An 18,526-nucleotide genomic window follows, 5' to 3' on the forward strand; every position below is an offset into this window, starting at 1 on the left:
ATGGTGGAGCCTAGAGACCAACCTCTTCTCTATCCCGTTCTGAGCCTTCAGATGGATCCGGCGCTGCGGAGTCCGACGGGGCGTGGCAAAGGCATCGACAGCATCGTCAAGGAGCGGCTCGGCCGGCAGCAGGACGTGCTCGCGAGCGAAACACGCGACATTTATGAACACCGTACAGAGTTGCCCACATACTCGGGTTTGACGCACCTAGTCGTTCGGATGTTCAGTGAGGATTCCCTTGCTCCAACGCACACCCCCGATGACTTGTTCTCGCAGCGTCATGGATGCAGGCTAGTTGCTCCTCTTCCTGGCGGCTATTTGATCGAGGCTGAAGTCAAAGAATTGCCTCGCCTCCTTCGCGCAATCGAACATCCAATCGGCTATGCGGTGCAAGCCGACATATCCCGTGTTTCGTCTCTCGGACAATTTGATGCGAAAAGTCGTCTGCGCGGTCGATCGTTCAATGAGCTCTGGAATTCCGCACCGGAAGATGATGACGGACGCTTGTTCGTTGTTTGGCTTGCGCCGTTCCGCGATCGAGATGCCAAGGCCGAAGTCCTCGAGCGTATCCAGCGCTTTGCCAATGAGAGGCTGGTCATGCCGACATTTACCAGCGTGCGGCTCACGCTCGGAACATCTGAGGAATCGGAAGAACCGCGTTCTCTCACGACACCACGACAATCCAGCATTGCAAGGGCAATGCGAGATTATCGAAACACCGGCGTCGGACGCGCTGCAGTTCGAATTCCGAATAAAGAAGGGTTGAGACAGCTCATTGCGTCAGGCGCTTCTTATCGCATTGATCCTGTGCGGCCGATCAGAGTGGCAGCACCTGGCGAAGGAGCGGAGCCTCCTGCACCAGTAATCGATGAGAATGCTCCAATCGTTGCCGTCGTCGATGGCGGTCTGCATGCGCGAAGCTACACCGCAGCTGAAGCTTTCAGGGCGACACCTTTCGTCACGAACGCCCAAGCCGACAAGCCTCACGGAAATAGCGTTAGCTCCCTCGTTATCCATGGGCACGCCTGGAACAAAAATCGCTCGCTGCCTCAACTAAACTGCCGTATCGGAACTGTTCAGGCCGTCCCCCATCGGAACGCCAATCGGCGCTTTGATGAGCGGGAGTTGGTCGACTATCTGGCGGAGGTTGCGCGTCTTTATCCAGAAGCGCGCGTCTGGAACATCTCTGCCAATCAGGACGGCGCCGGTTTGGATCCCACCGAGGTCAGCGTTCTCGGCCATGAAATCAGCCTTCTCGCGAGATCGGCGGGCTTCCTCCCCGTCATCTCTGTCGGAAATGTCACCCCAGATAACAATTCAAGACCTAATCCCCCAGCAGATTGCGAGGCGGCGATTGTCGTGGGGGGCCGTCAGGCGCTTGCTGACGGTACGCCGGGTGACAGTTGCCCCGCATGCCTGCCAGGTCCCGGTCCTGACGGGATGATGAAACCGGACCTGTCGTGGTTTTCGAATCTCAGGATGCTGGGTGGGGTCGTGGATACGGGAAGCAGTTACGCAACGCCGTTGGTATCGTCTTTGGCAGCCCACACCTTCGATAGCTTACGGGAACCAACGCCGGATCTGGTTAAGGCTCTCCTCATCAATTCAGCCGAGCGAAGTGAGCACGATCCCAACCTCGGTTGGGGAACCCCGTATCAAGGGCACCTCCCTTGGACCTGCGCGCCCGGCAGTGTCACGCTTGCGTGGCGGGCACAACTCGAGCCAGGAACCGCATACTACTGGAACGATATTCCCATCCCTCCCGAGCTGGTGCGTGACGGAAAATTGTTCGGACGCGCCAGCTTGACCGCTGTTTTGCGGCCTCTCGTGTCGCCGTTTGGCGGCGCTAACTACTTCGCTTCCCGCTTGGAGACATCTCTGGCGTATCAGTCGGGAGCGGATAGGTGGCCGTCGCTACTTGGCTCAATGAAAGAGTCGACGCTTCCGGAAAACGACGCTCGCGATGAACTTCGCAAATGGCAGCCTATCAGACGGCACTGCAGAGACTTTTCAAAAGGGAGCGGACTTGGCTTTTCCGGACCATACCTGCGGCTTTACGCCCGCGTGTTCATGCGTGACCTCTACCAATTTGGGTGGACGCATCACAGCCAAGCGGGCGCGCAAGAAGTTGCGTTCGTGCTCACCCTTTCAAGCGCGGACGGAGAGAAGTCGATTTATGATTCAACAGCTCGTGCGCTCGGAAACTTCGTTGAAAGCGCCGTCTTGAACCAAGACATCGAGGTCTCGAATGAGATCTAGCTGGTCGGTGTCCTCCGGATTTGCGATTGGGCCCTTGCAAGCGAGGCAGATGCGTGAGGCGTAGCCGCATTTCCATCGGTTTTTCCGAGAAGGAATTTGCCGAAGCGTTGGCACCCAGGGTCGCTACCGTGGGCACGAGGCCGGTGGATGCCGTTGAACAACTGCTCACACAAATTCTCGTCGAAAATCTTCGGCAGCAAACAGCTTTGGCGCTCCGGAAGATCCCCTCGGTGAAGCTTCACTCGATGTATTTCAAGGAGCGCTGTGCATCCTTAGCGCGGCTTGCGGACATCGGGTACGACACCTGGTATGCCGAACTGGCCTTTTCCACAACCAGAGAGAACATGGTTGACGGCGTTGAGATTGACACACAGGGTTTGCACCTAAGTCCCATAAATTGTGGCCCTGCAGGGCTGATCACACACCGACTTTGGTCGAAGCAGCTAAAAACGCAAACCAATCACATCCTGCGTTTGAACCACGTGACGATTCCGCCCAGCACGTTTCTTGAAACCAAGAAAATGATGGAGGCGATTTGCCTTGAGCAGCCGCTGGTCGCGAACCCTCGACCTGGTCCGCGTACGCAAGGCTATGAGTTTGGGATCGAGGGCTTTGAGTTTGTTGCATTCGATCATTTAGTTACCGGGAAGCGTTGTTTCTGTTCATGCGCTCGCCTAGCTCATGAAAAGATGATGTCAGAGGCTATAAGGATTGCATCTCATTCAGGCGCATGGACCCATCAGGTTGTTCGATTGTTGTCGGATGCGACCTACATCGACGAAATATGCCACCTGTGTATCGCCCGTCGCTCGGGACCGGAGGCTGCTGCCAGCTTCTACGGTGATGATATTGGGGAATTTATCACGCCGTATATCGATCAGCTGATGTTGATGTCTGGAATGGACAAGTCCACTGCGCGTTCCGAAGTCCAGTACACTCTTGGTGTTCGCCGATGGATGAGGGAGGCAGAAATGTACAGTCTGGTGAAAAAGCTATTTCCCGACCAAGTTATCCTGAGGGAGGCGTCGCCCCCATGGCTGGGGCGCCAACGATTTGACGTGTATCTGCCCGCCATCGGCCTTGCTCTGGAACACCATGGTGAGCAGCACTACAGAGCCATTACTGCATTTGGAGGAGAAGTGGCGCTAAAACGTAACATGGAACGCGACGCCTTAAAGAGAAGTCTCTGTGAACAAAATGCCGTCCAACTTGTCGAGATTCGATTTGATGAGCAAATGACACTACCGCTTCTTCGCCGAAAGCTGCGGCGTTTCATTATGGCCTAAATGTATCAATGACGGCCGCCTTCACGGCGATAATGTGAGATATTGATTTCAGTCGCAGCCTGGGGTGTAAAATGTTCTACGAACGCGGATGTAACAGAATATCTCGATTATCATCTTGCTTCGGAACTGGAGACCGATTTCGCGATTATGTTGATCGGCCCTTGGGGAGCTGTAACGATGCCAGTCACGAGAGTTGAGCGAATTGTCGGCGGCCTGGTCATCGGACGTGTCGAACGCGGCTCCGACGGCTACTACGCCTGTCATCATTTCGGATCAAACGTGGATCCCTTACCCCTTAATACCTTGGACGATGTTGCGGACTTCCTTCGAGCTCATCCTCGCGGCGGCGTGCGAATGTATCCAGGTCGGAAGAAGATTTCTCGCAACATCTATATCGATGGAATTTTCCTTCGGTGACAGGTGCGCGACCGCCGTTGTCCTGATAGTTTTGGAGGTCGCTACTCCCGATGCTGACGCATTGAATGTATCAGGCTTTCATGCATTACGGATCTCCTAGGAACGGTGGGCATTATGCGAAGAGACGAGGTTGGGGAGGACCTAGTGTCTCTCGCCTTTGACTTTCTCTATTTTTTTGCGCGTTTCGAATATGCGCTCAAGGCCAACGGTTACCTAAAGAAAACAGAGCCAGGTCAGCCCGCGGAGGCTGGGTGGAGACAATTTCGAGAGCGCTGGGAAGGAGATTATAAAAGCAGCGAAGCCGCTGTGGCGTTGATCGCGGCTAACCCGAAAAAGCAGATCATTGGCGACGATGGAATGCTGGCGTTTAGAGCTGTGGGTTTTCCCGCCAGTACTTGTGAGCTTGGGCAGGTTATCGGCTATTGCCAGACCGTCCGTAACAACCTCTTTCATGGTGGGAAGAGCAGTACCGACGGCTTCGATAGCCCGGAGCGTACGAAATGCTGCTTTCCATCGTTCTCGTCGTGCTCGAGGAACTGGCCAGCGCTTTCGATCTTGGTGCTGACTATACCGGCTACTACTAAAACGCTCATCGATGAAGAGTAGACGCAGGCGCTTGATAGGCAGAGGCGTGAACGTGGAATGTCGTTCAAGAACGCAGCAGGCGTGATTTTTTACTAGCCAACCTTGATGTGCATCAAAATGTGCATATATTGTGCATAAGATTGAGCGGAGATTAGGCATGGCGCAGGCTCAGACAGTACATTCATACACAGTTGTTTCCGGCTTTGTTGATAGCCTTCAGGAACCGCGGACGCCCTATATTTCGCCGTCTCGCTTGTCAAAGGCGCTCGGCGTCAAAGTCGCAAACCTTGCAGAATTGACCGGTGTCCATCGCAATACCCTGCGCAATCCCTCCTCCGAACGCTTGCAGGGCAGGATGCGGGAAATGATCAAGGCGATCTCTGCGGCCGCCGAGCTGACTGGTGATCTTGCGAAGGCAATCTACTGGTATCGAAATGAACCGATTGCCGATTATGGCCATCGCACGGCCGCGGAGCTTGTTGCCGATGGTGAGATAGAGGCTGTTCTTGCCTATATTCGGGACCTGGAGAATGGAGCGCGCGGGTGAAGATTACCCGCATCGGCCCGAACGCAGTCTTTCATCGGTATCTAACACCTAAATGGGCGTTTCTTCCAACCAGCGGCGCCGGGGCCGCTATTGACGGCGGTCGCTTCAATCGACCCGGCGTCGAGGCTCTCTATCTTTCCGAGGCCCCCCAAACCGCGCTCGAAGAATATCGACAGGGCGCGAGCATCACACCGCCGGCGACGCTTGCAGCGTACAAGATCACGCTCAGCGAAGTAGCCGATCTGTCGCAAGGTTTCGATCCGCTTCTTTGGGATGCAGCTTGGTCTCAATGGGATTGTGCATGGCGAAAAATCGCTCGCATCGACAAAAAGGTCCCTCCCTCCTGGAAGTTGGCAGACAAAGTCATTTCATCCGGCCTTCGGGGGCTGCTCTTTCCGTCACTAAGGCACGCTGGCGGAACTAATCTTGTAATTTTTTCTGCCAATCTCATCCCAGATGATGACGTGCATGTTCACGATCCAGACAATCGTTTGCCGCGCGATCAATTGTCCTGGCCGCACTAGCAGCAATAGATGCCGGCCGGCTTCGGGGGAGGGGAATGAAGCGCATTAGTATCAAAAGTGTTCAGCCTGGAGATATTCTCCTCACAGCTCGACCGGGAAAGATAAGCAAATCGATCCGCTTCAGCACGGGGGGCATCGTTTCACACGCGATGATCTGCGTGCAGCATGGTTCGTTTATCGATTCCACCGCGGACGGGGTACAGGCGCGCAACCTGCAGCGGGAGTTGTTCGAGGATGACGAGCAGGTTTTCCATTTCCGCCTGAAGGAAGCTCTCCCCCGCGAGGTACTTTCAAATGTAATCGATTTCGCGCGGGCCGAGATCGGTGCGCGTTATTCTGTGCCGGAGGCCATGCGGTCGGTCGCTGCTGTCCGAAAGCCGAGATCGAAGCGGCAATATTGCTCTCGTTTAGTGGCCCGCGTCTACAGAAACGCGGGCATCAATCTTGTGCCGGACGCAGACTATTGCTCGCCGGAGGATTTACGACGTAGTCGCTTGCTGGTGGAAATCCCGATAGAGACCGAAGCCGTGTCCGAGGAAGAATGGCGTTGGCTCGAAACCAATCGTAACCCGATCCGAGATACACATCAGGCCCACAAAGCCATTCTTGACGTCGCTCGTACGTTCGTTCCGGACTTGGAGAGCCTAAACGAACTCCATGCTTTACTCGTGGTTCGCCCTGAGGCTGATCCGGAGATTGCAGAGGTTCTGCGCGAGAGCGGCTACCTTGATCTGTGGCGCGGTGAAATAGCGGCTCACCCTTGGCGCTACGACCAGAGCCTAATCGCAACGATGTCCGCGCCCGAGCAGATGGCCGACATACGTGAATACTGCATAGGTACAGTGAGCGAGGCTTACAGCGGAGGCGTGCGGTTTTCCATTAACCTCATACAGTTGCAGATGCTAGAGACCCAGCACGGCGGTCAATCCCTCCGGCTGTTGGTGGACCTGTACGAAACTCTTGTGCTTAACGATCAGATCCGCAGGGAGGTCGCGTGTGCGTGGCTGTTGAAGCACTATCCTGACGACCTGAAGAAACAGTTGGAGCAGATCGAGCCGCACAGCGCCTATTGGTATTCGGTCGTTGATCGCGTCGAACCGAAGCTGGCCGCGTTGTCGCGCATGGTCGTCACGGCGGAAGGAAGTTCGGAAGTCTGCTCGTCATGCGGCGACCGGCCAGCCATGTCCTACCGTCTTGCGAATGGCGCTCAGACGATGCCGGGCGTACCCTCCCTGCGCCTGTGCAGCGACTGCATCGAGATACGGCGCGGTATGGGCAACATCCTGATGCCGTTCCTGCATTGACTTGGAAAGAGAATGGGACCGCAAACGAAGGCTGTGATAAAAGAGGATGCGCTGCTTTGGGTGAGTTAGGCCGTTCAGGAAACAGTGTTCTGGACCCAGCGCAACTGCGTCGGATCGAAGCCGTGCATCGCGGCTACTTATTCCAGCACCTCTATGCAGTTCAATGTTTGTTGTCAGCCGCAACCATCGCTGCGCGGGAGATCGCTGTCGAAAGCGACGAAGATGTAGAAATCCAACTCGATGGCATCCGTATCTATGTGCAGGTGAAACATCGGAAAGATGCCCTTGCGTGGGATGATATCGAGGGCGCGATGTCACGTTTTGCGGACCTTGCCGCTGATTCGACGTTAGCCTAAGACCTATCGACCGGCTATAGCCGAAGAAAAATAGCGGGATATATGCGCCGACTCGCCGGCTGTGTTGATGAAGGCTAGCTCGCGCGATCGTGGCCGTACATGCGGAGCCTTTTAACTAGCATCGTTGAGAAGGTGGCGCGTTTGTGATCCTTAATCCCGCCTGCCGTGTTCATGAGCAGATCCGTCAACAGCGCATTCGTTTTTCTGCAATGCACTTGAAGAAGCCGATTGCCGTGATATGGCGCCGTGTCCAGTAAGATTGCCAATCTCTGCGCCGGCGGGAGGGGCCTATTCCCTCGACCATCAGCGACATTTAGATCGCGACAAGTAGCGTCACCTCGCAAAGTTGGAGAAAAAGAGGGTGGCTGTATTTGATCCGCTGGGCTGGCAGGGGCGCTAGCGTTGGCGCTCGTTCATGCAGCCAACCTGCATTTCAAGTGTTGCAAAAGTAATAGATTAGCAGTGGAGACGCCCTTTTCATCTGAGTAAGGTTAGCGTGATTGAAGAAAAATGGAGCTTCTCATGCCGTCCAGCAGCCAACGAACACCTCCCCGAGAATCTGAGTCTGCTCGGGTGAAGAGTGATCCTGCGTCACCAAACCGAAACCTACCTTCCGATGTACTTGCAAAAGTTGCTACCTACGTTCCAACCCAGGATGTGGTCGAAACCGCACGAGATCTCGGAAATCTAGAGCGAACTGGCTCCGCAGGTCGCGAAGCTTTACGTCGAGGCCCTATCGGAATTTATCACGCTCGCGTGAAAAGGATTGGTACATCGGCAAAAGCAGTCTTCGATACAATCATCCCTGGGGAGCAATTGCCTGATTGGCAGGTGAACCGGCCATCTGAAACGGCAAGAACGCGGGCGGTAGGACCACTTCTGAAGTTTCAATCTGAGGCTGGAAAAGCACGATTCACAACCAACATCCTGAACCTCCCTCAGCCTGATCAGTGCGACGCAATTCTGAGCGTGATAAAGCATCTGGACGATCTTGGGGAAGTCAATAAGACGCGCTTAATCGAACGTTCGATCGAAATCTTGCAGCTTGATCCCCCTCTTACTTGGAACCAGGGTCAGAAATGCCCCGCCGCAGACGTATTGGTCCAGGGCGAGAAGCACTTAAACGACGACCAAAAAACTCGGGTACAACACGAGAGGAACAATCGCCCGGAGCTGCTGCGCCTGTTCCGCCGGGCTGTCGCAGACTTTGAGATTGAAAAAAACATGGCGGCGCATCCCCGCAGGTATCAAGACGCGAAAGAACCGGAGGTGAAACCTATCGACGAGGTGATTGACATAATCGAAAGATATAGTCGATCGGTCGTGACGAGAGGGCCAAATGCTATCGGCCTTCTGACGGCACACGAGAGTTTCGTCAAGAACGTCGGTGATGCCTACACCCGTACGCGCGCCGAATTCGATTCATCCTCCCGCGATCGGGACAGATCGGCATTGTCACGGTAACTCTCGGCAGCCGTTCCGTGTTGGCGTGAGTGGAGGGATTACAAGGTGACTTGTCCCCGCTGTGCTCCAGGTTTCATTCGTGTTTGGTGCAGTCAATCGGCATCGGCCTCGTTGCAAGCTGTGCTGGTCCGAGGAATGAGGATTGATTGGCACCCGGAACGGCTTTTCCAAGGGGAAAACGCCAGCCGCAATCCGCAGTAGGGGCTTTCATCGTGAGATTGACATAGGACAAGGCTCGACCGGAGATGTAGAACAGGAGCGCGTGGGCGTGCTGCCCGACGCTCGGGTCGTGCGTCCCAATAGCCAGCCTTGGATTGCTATCGGAGCCGGAAAATCCAACACTTTGTTTGTGTACTTTTCTACCACAGCACTGAATGGTGTGCCGTCCTGCAGCTTCAACACGGCACGATGTTCGAGAAGAAACGGTGGCAGGACCAGTGGTCCTCTCCGGTTCGCAGTTAATTCATTTCCCATGTCCCAGCCTTCTGGTAGAGGAGACCAAAGCAGATTGGAAGATAGGTTGGTGCGGGTGAAGTTAAGAGACTGAACGGCCCTGCCGAACGCTATATCACTGGTGCTCAACGCGTTATTCATTTCCATTGTCAGTCTCGCCGGAACATACCAGTTGTCGGCTTCTGATAGTACGCGATTTCCGCAAACCAGGCGAACGCGGCGATAAGCGATAGGCTCCTCTGATCCCACGGCAAGAAGTTCTCGGATACTGCTATCGGCGGGCGTGTCTTGTACGCGCACGCGCTGGGCAACGATCTTGGAGTCTTCCGGGGCGAGTTTGTGCGCGGCACACCAGCGATCGAGCGTCAAGGTGGCGCTAGGATTTCCCAGGAGATTTGCATTCAAGGTCTGGAGAACTGCGAGCGCCTCGATCCGAGCGGTTGGTGTGTCCGGCCATGGAGAGGCGGTGGAAGATTCTTGTGCCAAGGTATTCGCGGCCAGCACGAGCGCTATAGTCGATGCGATTGCTGTTACCTGCACAGACTTTAAGCAAAAATTCGACATACTGAATTACTCCCTGGATGTGCGTGGGCGAGTTGAATGTTGATCTTGGGGAGGACTGGAAGCATCGCTGTTCGCGGAGTGGCCAGCGGGGCAGTTTGTTCCGGCTTTCGTGTCTGCTCATGCATCTTCCGCCGGCCGCCCAATCGTTCTGATTGTCCACCGTTGAGTTCAGCTCGTTTGGTGTACTGGAACTTCTAGCGTTCCTTCGAGGTTGGTTAAATGTCAATCGTGTTACAAATGTAAAGCATTGCCTTCGGACGCGTTGCCGTTGGATGTCATACCGAAAAAACTACGTTGGCTTCTCATTACTTCAGGAAATTCGAGTGCACTTTGTTTCGGATTAAGACGTAGATGTATGTACCAAACGGCTTTCCCCCGGTCAGTCGCCCACTCCCACCGCATTGACATGGCAATTTCTGCAGTCGGTTATTGTATCACGACAAGCCATACCGCTTTGAGGCGCCAAGGCGTCGTTGGAAGTCGTCATCTCTCGACATTGGCAATGGGGTGCGGGTAGCTTTGGAACATTTGATCTGAATCCGCGTCAGGCGCGGCGCATTCGTAAACGAGAACCGATTCAAGCGTCGCCGCCTTGAACTCCTTCGGCGAGTGGCCGCCATCAGTTCTCATCATCGTCTTTTGCTTTCGAAGTGAAAGCTTCATATTGCTGTAGTGGATAAAAAAATTCACATCCGTAGGCAAAGTCCAAGAGCAACTGTTGAAAAAATGATCTTTGTAGCGCAACGGTTGGTCCCTCGATCTCTGAAGCGGTTGGCAATCTTGTCGATTGCGTGCCGTCGACACCAGCCGGCTCCAGATCCGAGCGGCTGTTTGCAGTACCTGGTTTTTCGTTCAGGCTCATGGTTCAGTCTCCTTGTACAGCTTTCACCCCCTATGCAATCTGAATGTGCTAAAATGATTTGCCGTGGGAGAAGGTCAGTTTCAGCTGTAATCCAACGGGGCTGGATGAATGCGGCTCGCTCTGCATTAGAGGCAGATATTGGTCCGAACCTGCTCGCAAAGTCGGGACAATCCCTTGTTTGCCAAACACTGTCGAGAGTGGTCCTCGCCGGTCGCCGTCAGGGGCCGCGTCTAAACGATAATCTGCGATCCCAGTTCAACAACCCGGTTGGCAGGAAGGTGAAAATAGTCTGATGGGAGTGAGGCCGCATTCGCAAGGAGGATGTAGAACCGGTCCTGCCAGTAGGGCATGCCTGAATTGGCGTCCGGCACCAGCTTGCGCCGGCCGAGATAGAATGAGGTCGACATGATGTCGAACTTCAGTCCGGCCTTGCGCAGCGTCGCGAGCGCCTGTGAGACGTTCTGCGATTCCATGAAGCCGAACAGCAGTTCGACGCGCGAGAAACGCTCGGAAATCTGCTCGACCTTGTAACGGTCCTGACTCGGCACACGCGGCTTGTTGACCGTGCGGATCGTCAGGATGACGTTGCGGTCGTGCAGCACGTGATTGTGCTTGAGATTGTGCAGCAGGGCGGCGGGTGCGGATTCCGGATCGCTGGTCAGGAAGATCGCCGTGCCGGGAACCTGGGCCGGCGAATGTTCGCTCTTGCGCTCGATCGAGCTGACGAAGGAGGCGAGCGGAATATCGGTGTGGCGGGTCTTTTCCATCAGGATCGCAGTGCCGCGGCGCCAGGTCCACATGATGACGGTAAAGGCCGTGGCGATCAGGATCGGGATATAGCCGCCGTCGTGGATCTTCAAAAGATTGGCGCCGAGGAAGATCAATTCGAGTATGACCAGCGGCGCCAGCGCGATCACCGCAACCGGCAGCGACCAGTTCCAACGGGCGCGAACGAATTCGAAGGCCATGATCGAGGTGACGACCATGGCGCCGGTGACGGAGATGCCATAGGCGGTCGCCAGCGCGTCCGAGGTTTTGAAACTCAGGACCAGGAAGATGACGCCGATGAACAGCACGGCATTGACCGAGGGCACGAAAATCTGCCCGGTATTGGTTTCCGAGGTGAAGAGGATTTCCCTGCGCGGCAGGAAGCCAAGGTTGATGCCCTGGCGCACCATCGAGAAAGCGCCTGTTATAACAGCCTGGCTGGCGATGATCGTCGCCGCGGTCGCCAGGATGACAACCGGCAGCAGCGCCCATTGCGGATACATCAGGTAGAAGGGATCCGACATCGTCTCCGGCTTGCCGAGCACGAGTGCGCCCTGCCCGAGATAGTTCAGCGTCAGCGACGGGAAGACCAGCAGGAACCAGGCCCACTGGATCGGGCGACGGCCGAAATGGCCGAGATCGGCATAAAGCGCCTCCGCACCCGTCACCGTCAGGAAGACGGCGCCGAGCACGACGACGCCGTAGAAGCCCTCATGCAGCAGGAAGCTGACGGCATAGTAAGGATTGAAGGCGGCAAGAATGCCGAAATCGTCCGAGATATGCGAAATGCCGGCGGCGGCCATGACGAGGAACCAGACGGCGGTGATCGGGCCGAAGAATTTGGCGACGGCGCCGGTGCCGCGCGATTGCACGACGAAGAGCAGCGCCAGGATCACCACCGAGATCGGCACGATATATTCCGAGAGCCTGGGCGTGACGAGCTTCAGGCCTTCGACCGCCGACAGCACCGACAGCGCCGGCGTGATCATCGCGTCGCCGAGGAAAAGCGCAGCCCCCAAGAGGCCGAGCAGCATCAGGATGGCGGTATGGCCGTTGGCGGTCTTCATCAAAAGAGCAAGCAGCGACAGCGTGCCGCCCTCGCCTTCGTTGTCGGCGCGCAGCAGGAAGAGCACATATTTGATGGTGACGATGATCGTCAGCGCCCAGATCATCAGCGAGATCAGGCTGATGACCTCGAAACGGGTGAGCCCGTCATGGGCCACCGGCTTCAACGCCTCGCGAAAGGCGTAGAGCGGGCTGGTCCCGATATCGCCGTAAACGACGCCGATGGAACCCAGCGTCAGATAGAACAGCTTTTTCGGCGTCATCTGGGATTCGGTCGGATGGCTTTCTGCGGACATGATTTCAACAGGCTCTTCGGAGCCCCAGCCTCCTTTTCCCGCATCGTTTAAAACGCAACAAAGGCTTTCGCAACGGCGTTGGAAAATTGACCGGTCGAAGAATTCTTTGATGATGCAGGCGTTTCTTTGAGGCCTTATCTCATGATCTCAACAGAGCTGAAACGTCGGATCGAGCTTCATCTGTAACGCTCACAAAGTTGCAAATCCGTTCGGCAAACTGATGCGCTGATCGAGGACCACTCGGGCTCTTAAAGCGACGAGTTTCGCAGGGGCGGCTTTCAGAATTGCCGATCGCAGACGCGGCGGCATACCAAGCCGCTTTGAACGACTTCAAATCGCGCGCTTCGCTGAGGACGTCAAATTTGATTTCATTTGTAACAGGGGACCACGCGTCGATTGAAATCCGAAGCGCGTTCAACATAAAAACATCGGGAAGACTTCCTTTTGAAACGTTTGGGTCAGCCTGTCATGTTCGTGCGTTCCGATGCTCTCTCCCGTATAAAGCCTTCTGCCACTATCGTTGTCTCGCAGAAGTTTCGCGAGCTTAAAGCTGAGGGCAGGGACGTGGTCCGCCTCAATATAGGAGAGCCGGATTTCGATACGCCCGACAATATCAAGACGGCCGCCATCGACGCGATCAACCGCGGCGAAACGAAGTACACGCCGGTGTCCGGTATCCCCGAGCTGCGCAAGGCGATCGCCTCCAAGTTCAAGCGCGAAAACGGTCTGGAATATTCCTGGGAGCAGACGATCGTTGGCACCGGCGGCAAGCAGATCCTGTTCAACGCCTTCATGGCGACGCTGAACCCGGGCGATGAAGTCGTCATCCCGGCGCCTTACTGGGTGTCTTATCCCGAGATGGTGGCGCTTTGCGGCGGCACGCCGGTTTTCGTTTCGGCCACCCAGGAGCATGACTTCAAGCTTCAGCCGGCGGATCTCGAAAAGGCGATCACGCCGAAGACCAAGTGGTTCATCTTCAACTCGCCGTCCAACCCGACGGGTGCGGCCTATACGCATGCGGAGCTGAAGGCGCTGACCAACGTGCTGATGCAGCATCCCCATGTCTGGGTGCTGACCGACGACATGTACGAGCACCTGACCTATAGCGACTTCAAGTTCGTCACGCCCGTTGAAGTCGAGCCCAGCCTCTACGACCGGACGCTGACGATGAACGGCGTCTCCAAGGCCTATGCAATGACCGGCTGGCGTCGGCTATGCCGCCGGCCCGCTCCAGCTCATCAAGGCCATGGACATGATCCAGGGGCAGCAGACCTCGGGTGCGACGTCGATCGCCCAGTGGGCGGCTGTCGAAGCGCTGAACGGCACCCAGGACTTCATCCCGGCGAACAAGAAGATCTTCGAAGGCCGCCGCGACCTCGTCGTCTCCATGCTGAACCAGGCCAAGGGCATCGTCTGCCCGGTGCCGGAAGGCGCCTTCTACGTCTATCCGTCCTGCGCCGGCCTGATCGGCAAGACGGCGCCGTCGGGCAAGGTCATCGAGACGGACGAGGATTTCGTTTCCGAGCTTCTGGAATCGGAAGGCGTTGACGTCGTTCACGGCTCGGCCTTCGGCCTCGGCGCGAACTTCCGCATCTCCTATGCGACGTCGGAAGCGCTTATCGAGGAAGCCTGCCGCCGCATTCAGCAGTTTTGCTCGAATTGCTCGTAAGAGCGTATCCTCCAGAGGTTATTTTATGAATGGTAGAGTTTCTCAAAAAGTGTCGGAAGAGTCCGGGCCAATGATATCGGCGTCGATCGACCCAGACAACGTTAGTATCGCGGACTTAGATCGGTTCGGCCACGCTATTTTTAAAGAATGGCGGCCGAAGCGGCCCTTCCTCCGCAGGCAGGACGGCGTATACCTCGTACTTAGGGCGGACGATGTATTGGGCTTAAGTAGTGACCCTCGGACCCGTCAGATAGAGACGGAACTGATGCTCAATCGGGGGGTCAACGAAGGAGCGGTCTTCGACTTCGTTCGCTACAGCATGCTTTTTTCAAACAAGGAAACCCACAGCAGGCGTCGCTCTCCTTTTACTCGGACTTTCGCATTCCGGATGATTGAAAATCTACGTCCGCAAATAAGGCAATTGACGGAGATCCTTTTTCGAGATTTGAAGGAGCTTGGTTCCTTCAATTTCGTGGGGGAATATGCTTCAAAGCTCCCAGCCGTTACGATAGCCAGCCTGTTAGGCCTCCCGCCAAGCGACATTCCCTATTTTACTCAACTCGTCTATCGCGTTGCTCGCTGCCTGAGCCCTTCATGGCGGGATGCCGACTTTCCGGACATCGAAAAATCAGCGGTCGAGTTTAAGAACTACGTGCAAGCGGTAATTGACGATCGCCGAACGGATCCGCGTGATGACTTCCTCTCATCCTACATAAACGCAACGCGAGAAGCGGAGGATCTCTCGCCCGTCGAAGGCCTAACCCAGCTGATGCTTATCATCTTGGCTGGAACTGACACGACCAAAACCGGCCTCACTGCACTGACCGGACAGCTTTTGCAACATCGACAGGCATGGGACGCACTGTTGAACGATGGTACTCTCGTGGCCGCCGCCGTCGAGGAGGGACTGCGCTTTGAGCCTCCAGTCGGATCCTATCCCCGTTCAACACTGGCAGATATTGATCTTGACGGGTTCATACTACCCAAAAATAGTCTTCTCGCACTTTGCACCATGTCCGCGCTAAGAGACGAGAAACACTATGTCCACCCTCAACTTTTCGATATTCATCGCAAGCAGATGCGCTGGCATATGGTATTTGGCACCGGTGAACATCGATGCCTTGGGGAAGCGTTGGCTCGTTTGGAATTGCAAGAAGGACTTGCTACGGTGCTTAGACATGCTCCCAATCTCTCGATTGAAGGTGAATGGCAGGCGGTACAGGGTCATGGAGGTGTGCGCCGAATTGCGGAGATGAGAGTTGGCTTCAATCGAGAAAATTGAAGCGAGTTGCTTTCTCTCGTTGGCTGATGGGAAGAAAGCGCATAGGAGTCGCCGCCAAATTCTTGTCGGACCAGCTTGGTTTGTTCGGTCGGTGTTTTTCACCGTGGATGCGGAGTAATGAGAAACTGGGTCAGACCACTGGGCTCCGTTGATTCCGCGAAATCTGCTTAGTTGGATTGGCTGTCAGAAGGAGAGGTGACCGCATGATTTGGGATCATTTATCACCTTCCCGAAGGGTTCTGCTTGATATCAAATCGTGGTCTGTATTGGTACTGGTAATTGCCTCGATATCTTTTGCGGTTCTGGCCATAGGATCTTGGCAAGACAACGAAAGCAACGAAGCGATCCTGACAGAGCTGCAATCGATCGACGTGGATTGCGCGATGCTGCAGCGGAATGTGTTGCGTGCTCACGCCGGCCTTCTTCGGAATTACCATCCTCTTATCGTCCCTCTGGGGCGACTGCGCACGAGCGTCGCAGATTTACAGCAGCTTTTTAGGCGGGCGGGCCTCGACGGGGCCGGTGAATTTTCTGAATTGCTGGCGCGGGTGAAGAGCTCAGTAGATGCGACCGACGCAGCCGTTGCAGCGTTCGGTACGCAAAATGTAATGTTCCAGGATTCGTTGGCGACCTTTAACCAGTCGATAGCTTCGCTTCCGAGGTCTTTGGATACGAGGGATTTGAACTCGCTAGAAGTCGCTGAGTTGGGCTATCTGATGCTCCAGTTTTCGTCTCAGCCAAATTTCGAGTTTGCACGGGAAATCAACCAACGTCTCGACCGGCTTCAGGTTTCGGCGAACGGGGATAAGGCAGGCGTCAAGGAGATCGTTCGCAGTGGGAGGATTATCCTGACTCTACTGCCGCGATTGAAAGACACCGTTGGAGTGATCCAAACTTCTGAAACCATCGACAACACGAAGAAGTTGCAGCGAGCATACCTTGAAGCTTATAGCTTGGCCAGCGCGGGTGAACAGCGGGTACGGGTCTTCCTCGGCGCAGTTTCGGTTTTCTTTTGCTTTTGCATAATTTCCCTAGTCCATAGGTTACATCTGCGAACCAAGGTGTTGACGAGACGACTGGACTTCGAAGAAGTGATCAAAAAGATTGGGCTTTGCTTCGAAGATGCTTCAGAAGCAAAACCGTCGTTGGAATCCTCAACGAATGCCGCGTTGGGAATTATCCAATTATTCTTTGAAGCTCATCAATGCGCGCTGGGACTGGTCAACATCAATGAGAATGACGTTGGCGTCACCTTTTTTGGAAGCACTCCTGCGCCAGAGTGGAACGAACAACGGGTGCGCGAAATTGTTTCCACGGTAGGGGCCGAGGACGGCGGGCGGATTTTCCGAGCCTATCCTCAACGAAAAGCGAGCTGCTTCGGTGAGGACTCTCCATTTCTGTGGGTGCTGCTTGCGTTCAAGGTATCCGATCGAATAGTCGCTGTCTTTGGCCTGGGATTTGATCGAGAGCATCTACAGACGCCGACCGCACGTGAAATGCAGCTGATGGAACTAGCGGCTGCATGTGTTAGCCACTATGCGGTCATTCGGCGCAAGCAGTCCCAGCGAGATATTCTGGAACGTCGTTTGAAACATGCGGAACGGCTTGAAGCAGTTGGTACGCTTGCCGGCGGCATTGCGCATGAATTTAACAACATTTTGGGTGCAGTTCTGGGTTACGCGGAAATGGCACACAACGTTCTGCGCCGTCGTACTCATGCTCGAGACTACATCGATCACATCATTTCTGAAGGCAATCGAGCGCGGTTGATTGTCAACCAGATCCTTGCCCTTAGTCGAAAGCGGGATCGAACAACAAAACCATTCGATCTTTCGGAGTTAGTGACCGTGATCGCGCCGTCGTTACGTGTTGCGTTGCCTCCGGGCGTCGAGCTCGATTTCAAATATCAGAGCGCTCCAATGGTTATCGAAGGAAACTCACTTGAGGTCGAGCAAATACTGATGAATTTGTGCAAAAACTCTGCTGAAGCATGCCGAGAGTTAGGGCGTGTGGAGGTCAGCGTTAGGAGGTCTGTCGTACGGAAACACAAGGTTCTTACAAACGGTACTATTCCCACCGGCGAGTATATCCTTCTTTCAGTTGAGGATAACGGCGCAGGCATAACAGAGGCGGTATTATCGCACATTTTCGAGCCTTTTTTTACTACCCGCGCCCGCAGCGGTGGCACGGGCCTGGGATTATCCACGGTTCACGGTCACGTTAGCGCGATGGCTGGTTACATCGACGTGGTATCAACTGTCGGCAGAGGTACGCGCTTCGACGTCTACTTGCCACCTTCGTCGAAGCAGCCGGTAAATTCAGAGAGTTTTTTTGACCCTGGAAGAATCCCGCTTGGGAACGGCGAGATTGTCGCGGTGGTCGAACCCGACTTAGCCACGCTGGAAATGTACGAGGAAAAGATCGCGGCGCTGGGCTATGAGCCAGTCGGCTTTAACACGTTGGATGGTTTAATCGACTGGGTGTTGGAAGGAAAAGAACCTGATCTTGTTCTAATTGATCAACCGTCTTTGCTGGATGGAGACGGTGCAGGGTCCTTAATCTCAAAGCTGGCAAAAGCGCCCATCATCATTATTGGCGAAAACCAGAAAAATGTTCCCCTTTCTGCGGATCGCGAGGGATCTGCCCGTTTTTTGGAAAAGCCGATTTCAGCAAAGACTCTCGCCTATGTCGTTCGTGCGAATATCAGAACTGAACGAATGGTCGGCTCGAATAGCAGCGGAATCGTGATTGCGTCATAAACCGATACGCCCTCTGAACAGAAGCCGGCCGCACAACGCGATTGCTTATTAATTTAATCCCCAGTC

Annotated in this window: 15 protein-coding genes and 1 pseudogene; 12 read left to right on the forward strand and 4 right to left on the reverse strand. The window is 55.0% G+C overall.

Annotated elements, in window-relative coordinates; translation table 11 throughout:
• From EXN68_RS25300 to EXN68_RS25340, 9 genes are all read left to right on the forward strand, one after another.
• Window positions 1-2,259: a S8 family peptidase gene (locus EXN68_RS25300; RefSeq protein WP_202048396.1), complete on the forward strand. Its 2,259-nt coding sequence runs from the start codon at window positions 1-3 to the stop codon at window positions 2,257-2,259.
• A gap of 53 nt (window positions 2,260-2,312) precedes the next feature.
• Window positions 2,313-3,545 (forward strand): hypothetical protein, encoded by a 1,233-nt coding sequence (locus EXN68_RS25305; RefSeq protein ID WP_077768115.1) that lies wholly within the window; start codon window positions 2,313-2,315, stop codon window positions 3,543-3,545.
• 42 nt (window positions 3,546-3,587) lie between these two features.
• A complete protein-coding gene (locus tag EXN68_RS25310) occupies window positions 3,588-3,962 on the forward strand; it encodes a hypothetical protein (RefSeq protein WP_142843416.1) in 375 nt (124 codons plus the stop codon).
• 144 nt (window positions 3,963-4,106) lie between these two features.
• On the forward strand, window positions 4,107-4,568 hold the full coding sequence (locus tag EXN68_RS25315) for a hypothetical protein (protein ID WP_142843417.1): 462 nt from the start codon (window positions 4,107-4,109) through the stop codon (window positions 4,566-4,568).
• 136 nt (window positions 4,569-4,704) lie between these two features.
• The gene (locus EXN68_RS25320) at window positions 4,705-5,094 is read left to right on the forward strand and encodes a hypothetical protein (protein ID WP_010900332.1); all 390 of its coding nucleotides are present in this window, start codon (window positions 4,705-4,707) and stop codon (window positions 5,092-5,094) included.
• Window positions 5,091-5,618 (forward strand): RES family NAD+ phosphorylase, encoded by a 528-nt coding sequence (locus tag EXN68_RS25325; RefSeq protein ID WP_077768113.1) that lies wholly within the window; start codon window positions 5,091-5,093, stop codon window positions 5,616-5,618. The genes EXN68_RS25320 and EXN68_RS25325 overlap by 4 nt, the downstream gene beginning before the upstream one ends.
• Before the next feature lie 35 nt (window positions 5,619-5,653).
• Complete coding sequence (locus tag EXN68_RS25330) at window positions 5,654-6,922, forward strand: YiiX/YebB-like N1pC/P60 family cysteine hydrolase (protein WP_012476023.1); 1,269 nt, start codon at window positions 5,654-5,656, stop codon at window positions 6,920-6,922.
• A gap of 56 nt (window positions 6,923-6,978) precedes the next feature.
• Complete coding sequence (locus EXN68_RS25335) at window positions 6,979-7,278, forward strand: hypothetical protein (RefSeq protein ID WP_077768112.1); 300 nt, start codon at window positions 6,979-6,981, stop codon at window positions 7,276-7,278.
• Window positions 7,279-7,800: 522 nt separating this feature from the next.
• Window positions 7,801-8,742 (forward strand): hypothetical protein, encoded by a 942-nt coding sequence (locus tag EXN68_RS25340; protein WP_077768177.1) that lies wholly within the window; start codon window positions 7,801-7,803, stop codon window positions 8,740-8,742.
• A gap of 207 nt (window positions 8,743-8,949) precedes the next feature.
• Here the strand turns inward: EXN68_RS25340 and EXN68_RS25345 are convergent, their stop codons facing one another.
• The 4 genes from EXN68_RS25345 to EXN68_RS25355 form a co-directional block, all read right to left on the reverse strand.
• The gene (locus tag EXN68_RS25345; RefSeq protein ID WP_010900336.1) at window positions 8,950-9,759 is read right to left on the reverse strand and encodes a hypothetical protein; all 810 of its coding nucleotides are present in this window, start codon (window positions 9,757-9,759) and stop codon (window positions 8,950-8,952) included.
• Window positions 9,760-10,242: 483 nt separating this feature from the next.
• Window positions 10,243-10,392, reverse strand: coding sequence for a hypothetical protein (locus tag EXN68_RS27510; protein WP_161991479.1), 150 nt, complete (start codon window positions 10,390-10,392; stop codon window positions 10,243-10,245).
• A complete protein-coding gene (locus EXN68_RS25350) occupies window positions 10,379-10,621 on the reverse strand; it encodes a hypothetical protein (protein WP_142843418.1) in 243 nt (80 codons plus the stop codon). The genes EXN68_RS27510 and EXN68_RS25350 overlap by 14 nt, the downstream gene beginning before the upstream one ends.
• A 230-nt stretch (window positions 10,622-10,851) precedes the next feature.
• Entirely contained in the window at window positions 10,852-12,750 is a 1,899-nt protein-coding gene (locus EXN68_RS25355) for a potassium transporter Kup (protein ID WP_012476026.1), read from the reverse strand.
• A 468-nt stretch (window positions 12,751-13,218) separates the two neighbouring features.
• On the opposite strand from EXN68_RS25355, the pseudogene EXN68_RS25360 reads away from it, so the two are divergent.
• The 3 genes and pseudogenes from EXN68_RS25360 (at window position 13,219) to EXN68_RS25370 (ending at window position 18,460) form a co-directional block, all read left to right on the forward strand.
• A pseudogene (locus tag EXN68_RS25360) lies at window positions 13,219-14,419 on the forward strand (pyridoxal phosphate-dependent aminotransferase).
• 25 nt (window positions 14,420-14,444) lie between these two features.
• Window positions 14,445-15,701, forward strand: coding sequence for a cytochrome P450 (locus EXN68_RS25365; protein ID WP_234886495.1), 1,257 nt, complete (start codon window positions 14,445-14,447; stop codon window positions 15,699-15,701).
• 203 nt (window positions 15,702-15,904) lie between these two features.
• Entirely contained in the window at window positions 15,905-18,460 is a 2,556-nt protein-coding gene (locus EXN68_RS25370; protein WP_010900341.1) for a two-component system VirA-like sensor kinase, read from the forward strand.
• Window positions 18,461-18,526 lie beyond the last annotated feature (66 nt).

Source organism: Martinezella rhizogenes, assembly GCF_007002745.1.
Lineage (GTDB): Bacteria > Pseudomonadota > Alphaproteobacteria > Rhizobiales > Rhizobiaceae > Agrobacterium > Agrobacterium cucumeris.

Bases quoted from the DNA above. Each gene is read 5' to 3' on its own strand.
- EXN68_RS25355 (WP_012476026.1), bottom strand. From the start codon at position 12,750: ATGTCCGCAGAAAGCCATCCGACCGAATCCCAGATGACGCCGAAAAAG.
- EXN68_RS25370 (WP_010900341.1), top strand. From the start codon at position 15,905: ATGATTTGGGATCATTTATCACCTTCCCGAAGGGTTCTGCTTGATATC.
- EXN68_RS25365 (WP_234886495.1), top strand. From the start codon at position 14,445: ATGAATGGTAGAGTTTCTCAAAAAGTGTCGGAAGAGTCCGGGCCAATG.
- EXN68_RS25340 (WP_077768177.1), top strand. From the start codon at position 7,801: ATGCCGTCCAGCAGCCAACGAACACCTCCCCGAGAATCTGAGTCTGCT.
- EXN68_RS25330 (WP_012476023.1), top strand. From the start codon at position 5,654: ATGAAGCGCATTAGTATCAAAAGTGTTCAGCCTGGAGATATTCTCCTC.
- EXN68_RS27510 (WP_161991479.1), bottom strand. From the start codon at position 10,392: ATGATGAGAACTGATGGCGGCCACTCGCCGAAGGAGTTCAAGGCGGCG.
- EXN68_RS25345 (WP_010900336.1), bottom strand. From the start codon at position 9,759: ATGTCGAATTTTTGCTTAAAGTCTGTGCAGGTAACAGCAATCGCATCG.
- EXN68_RS25350 (WP_142843418.1), bottom strand. From the start codon at position 10,621: ATGAGCCTGAACGAAAAACCAGGTACTGCAAACAGCCGCTCGGATCTG.
- EXN68_RS25320 (WP_010900332.1), top strand. From the start codon at position 4,705: ATGGCGCAGGCTCAGACAGTACATTCATACACAGTTGTTTCCGGCTTT.
- EXN68_RS25300 (WP_202048396.1), top strand. From the start codon at position 1: ATGGTGGAGCCTAGAGACCAACCTCTTCTCTATCCCGTTCTGAGCCTT.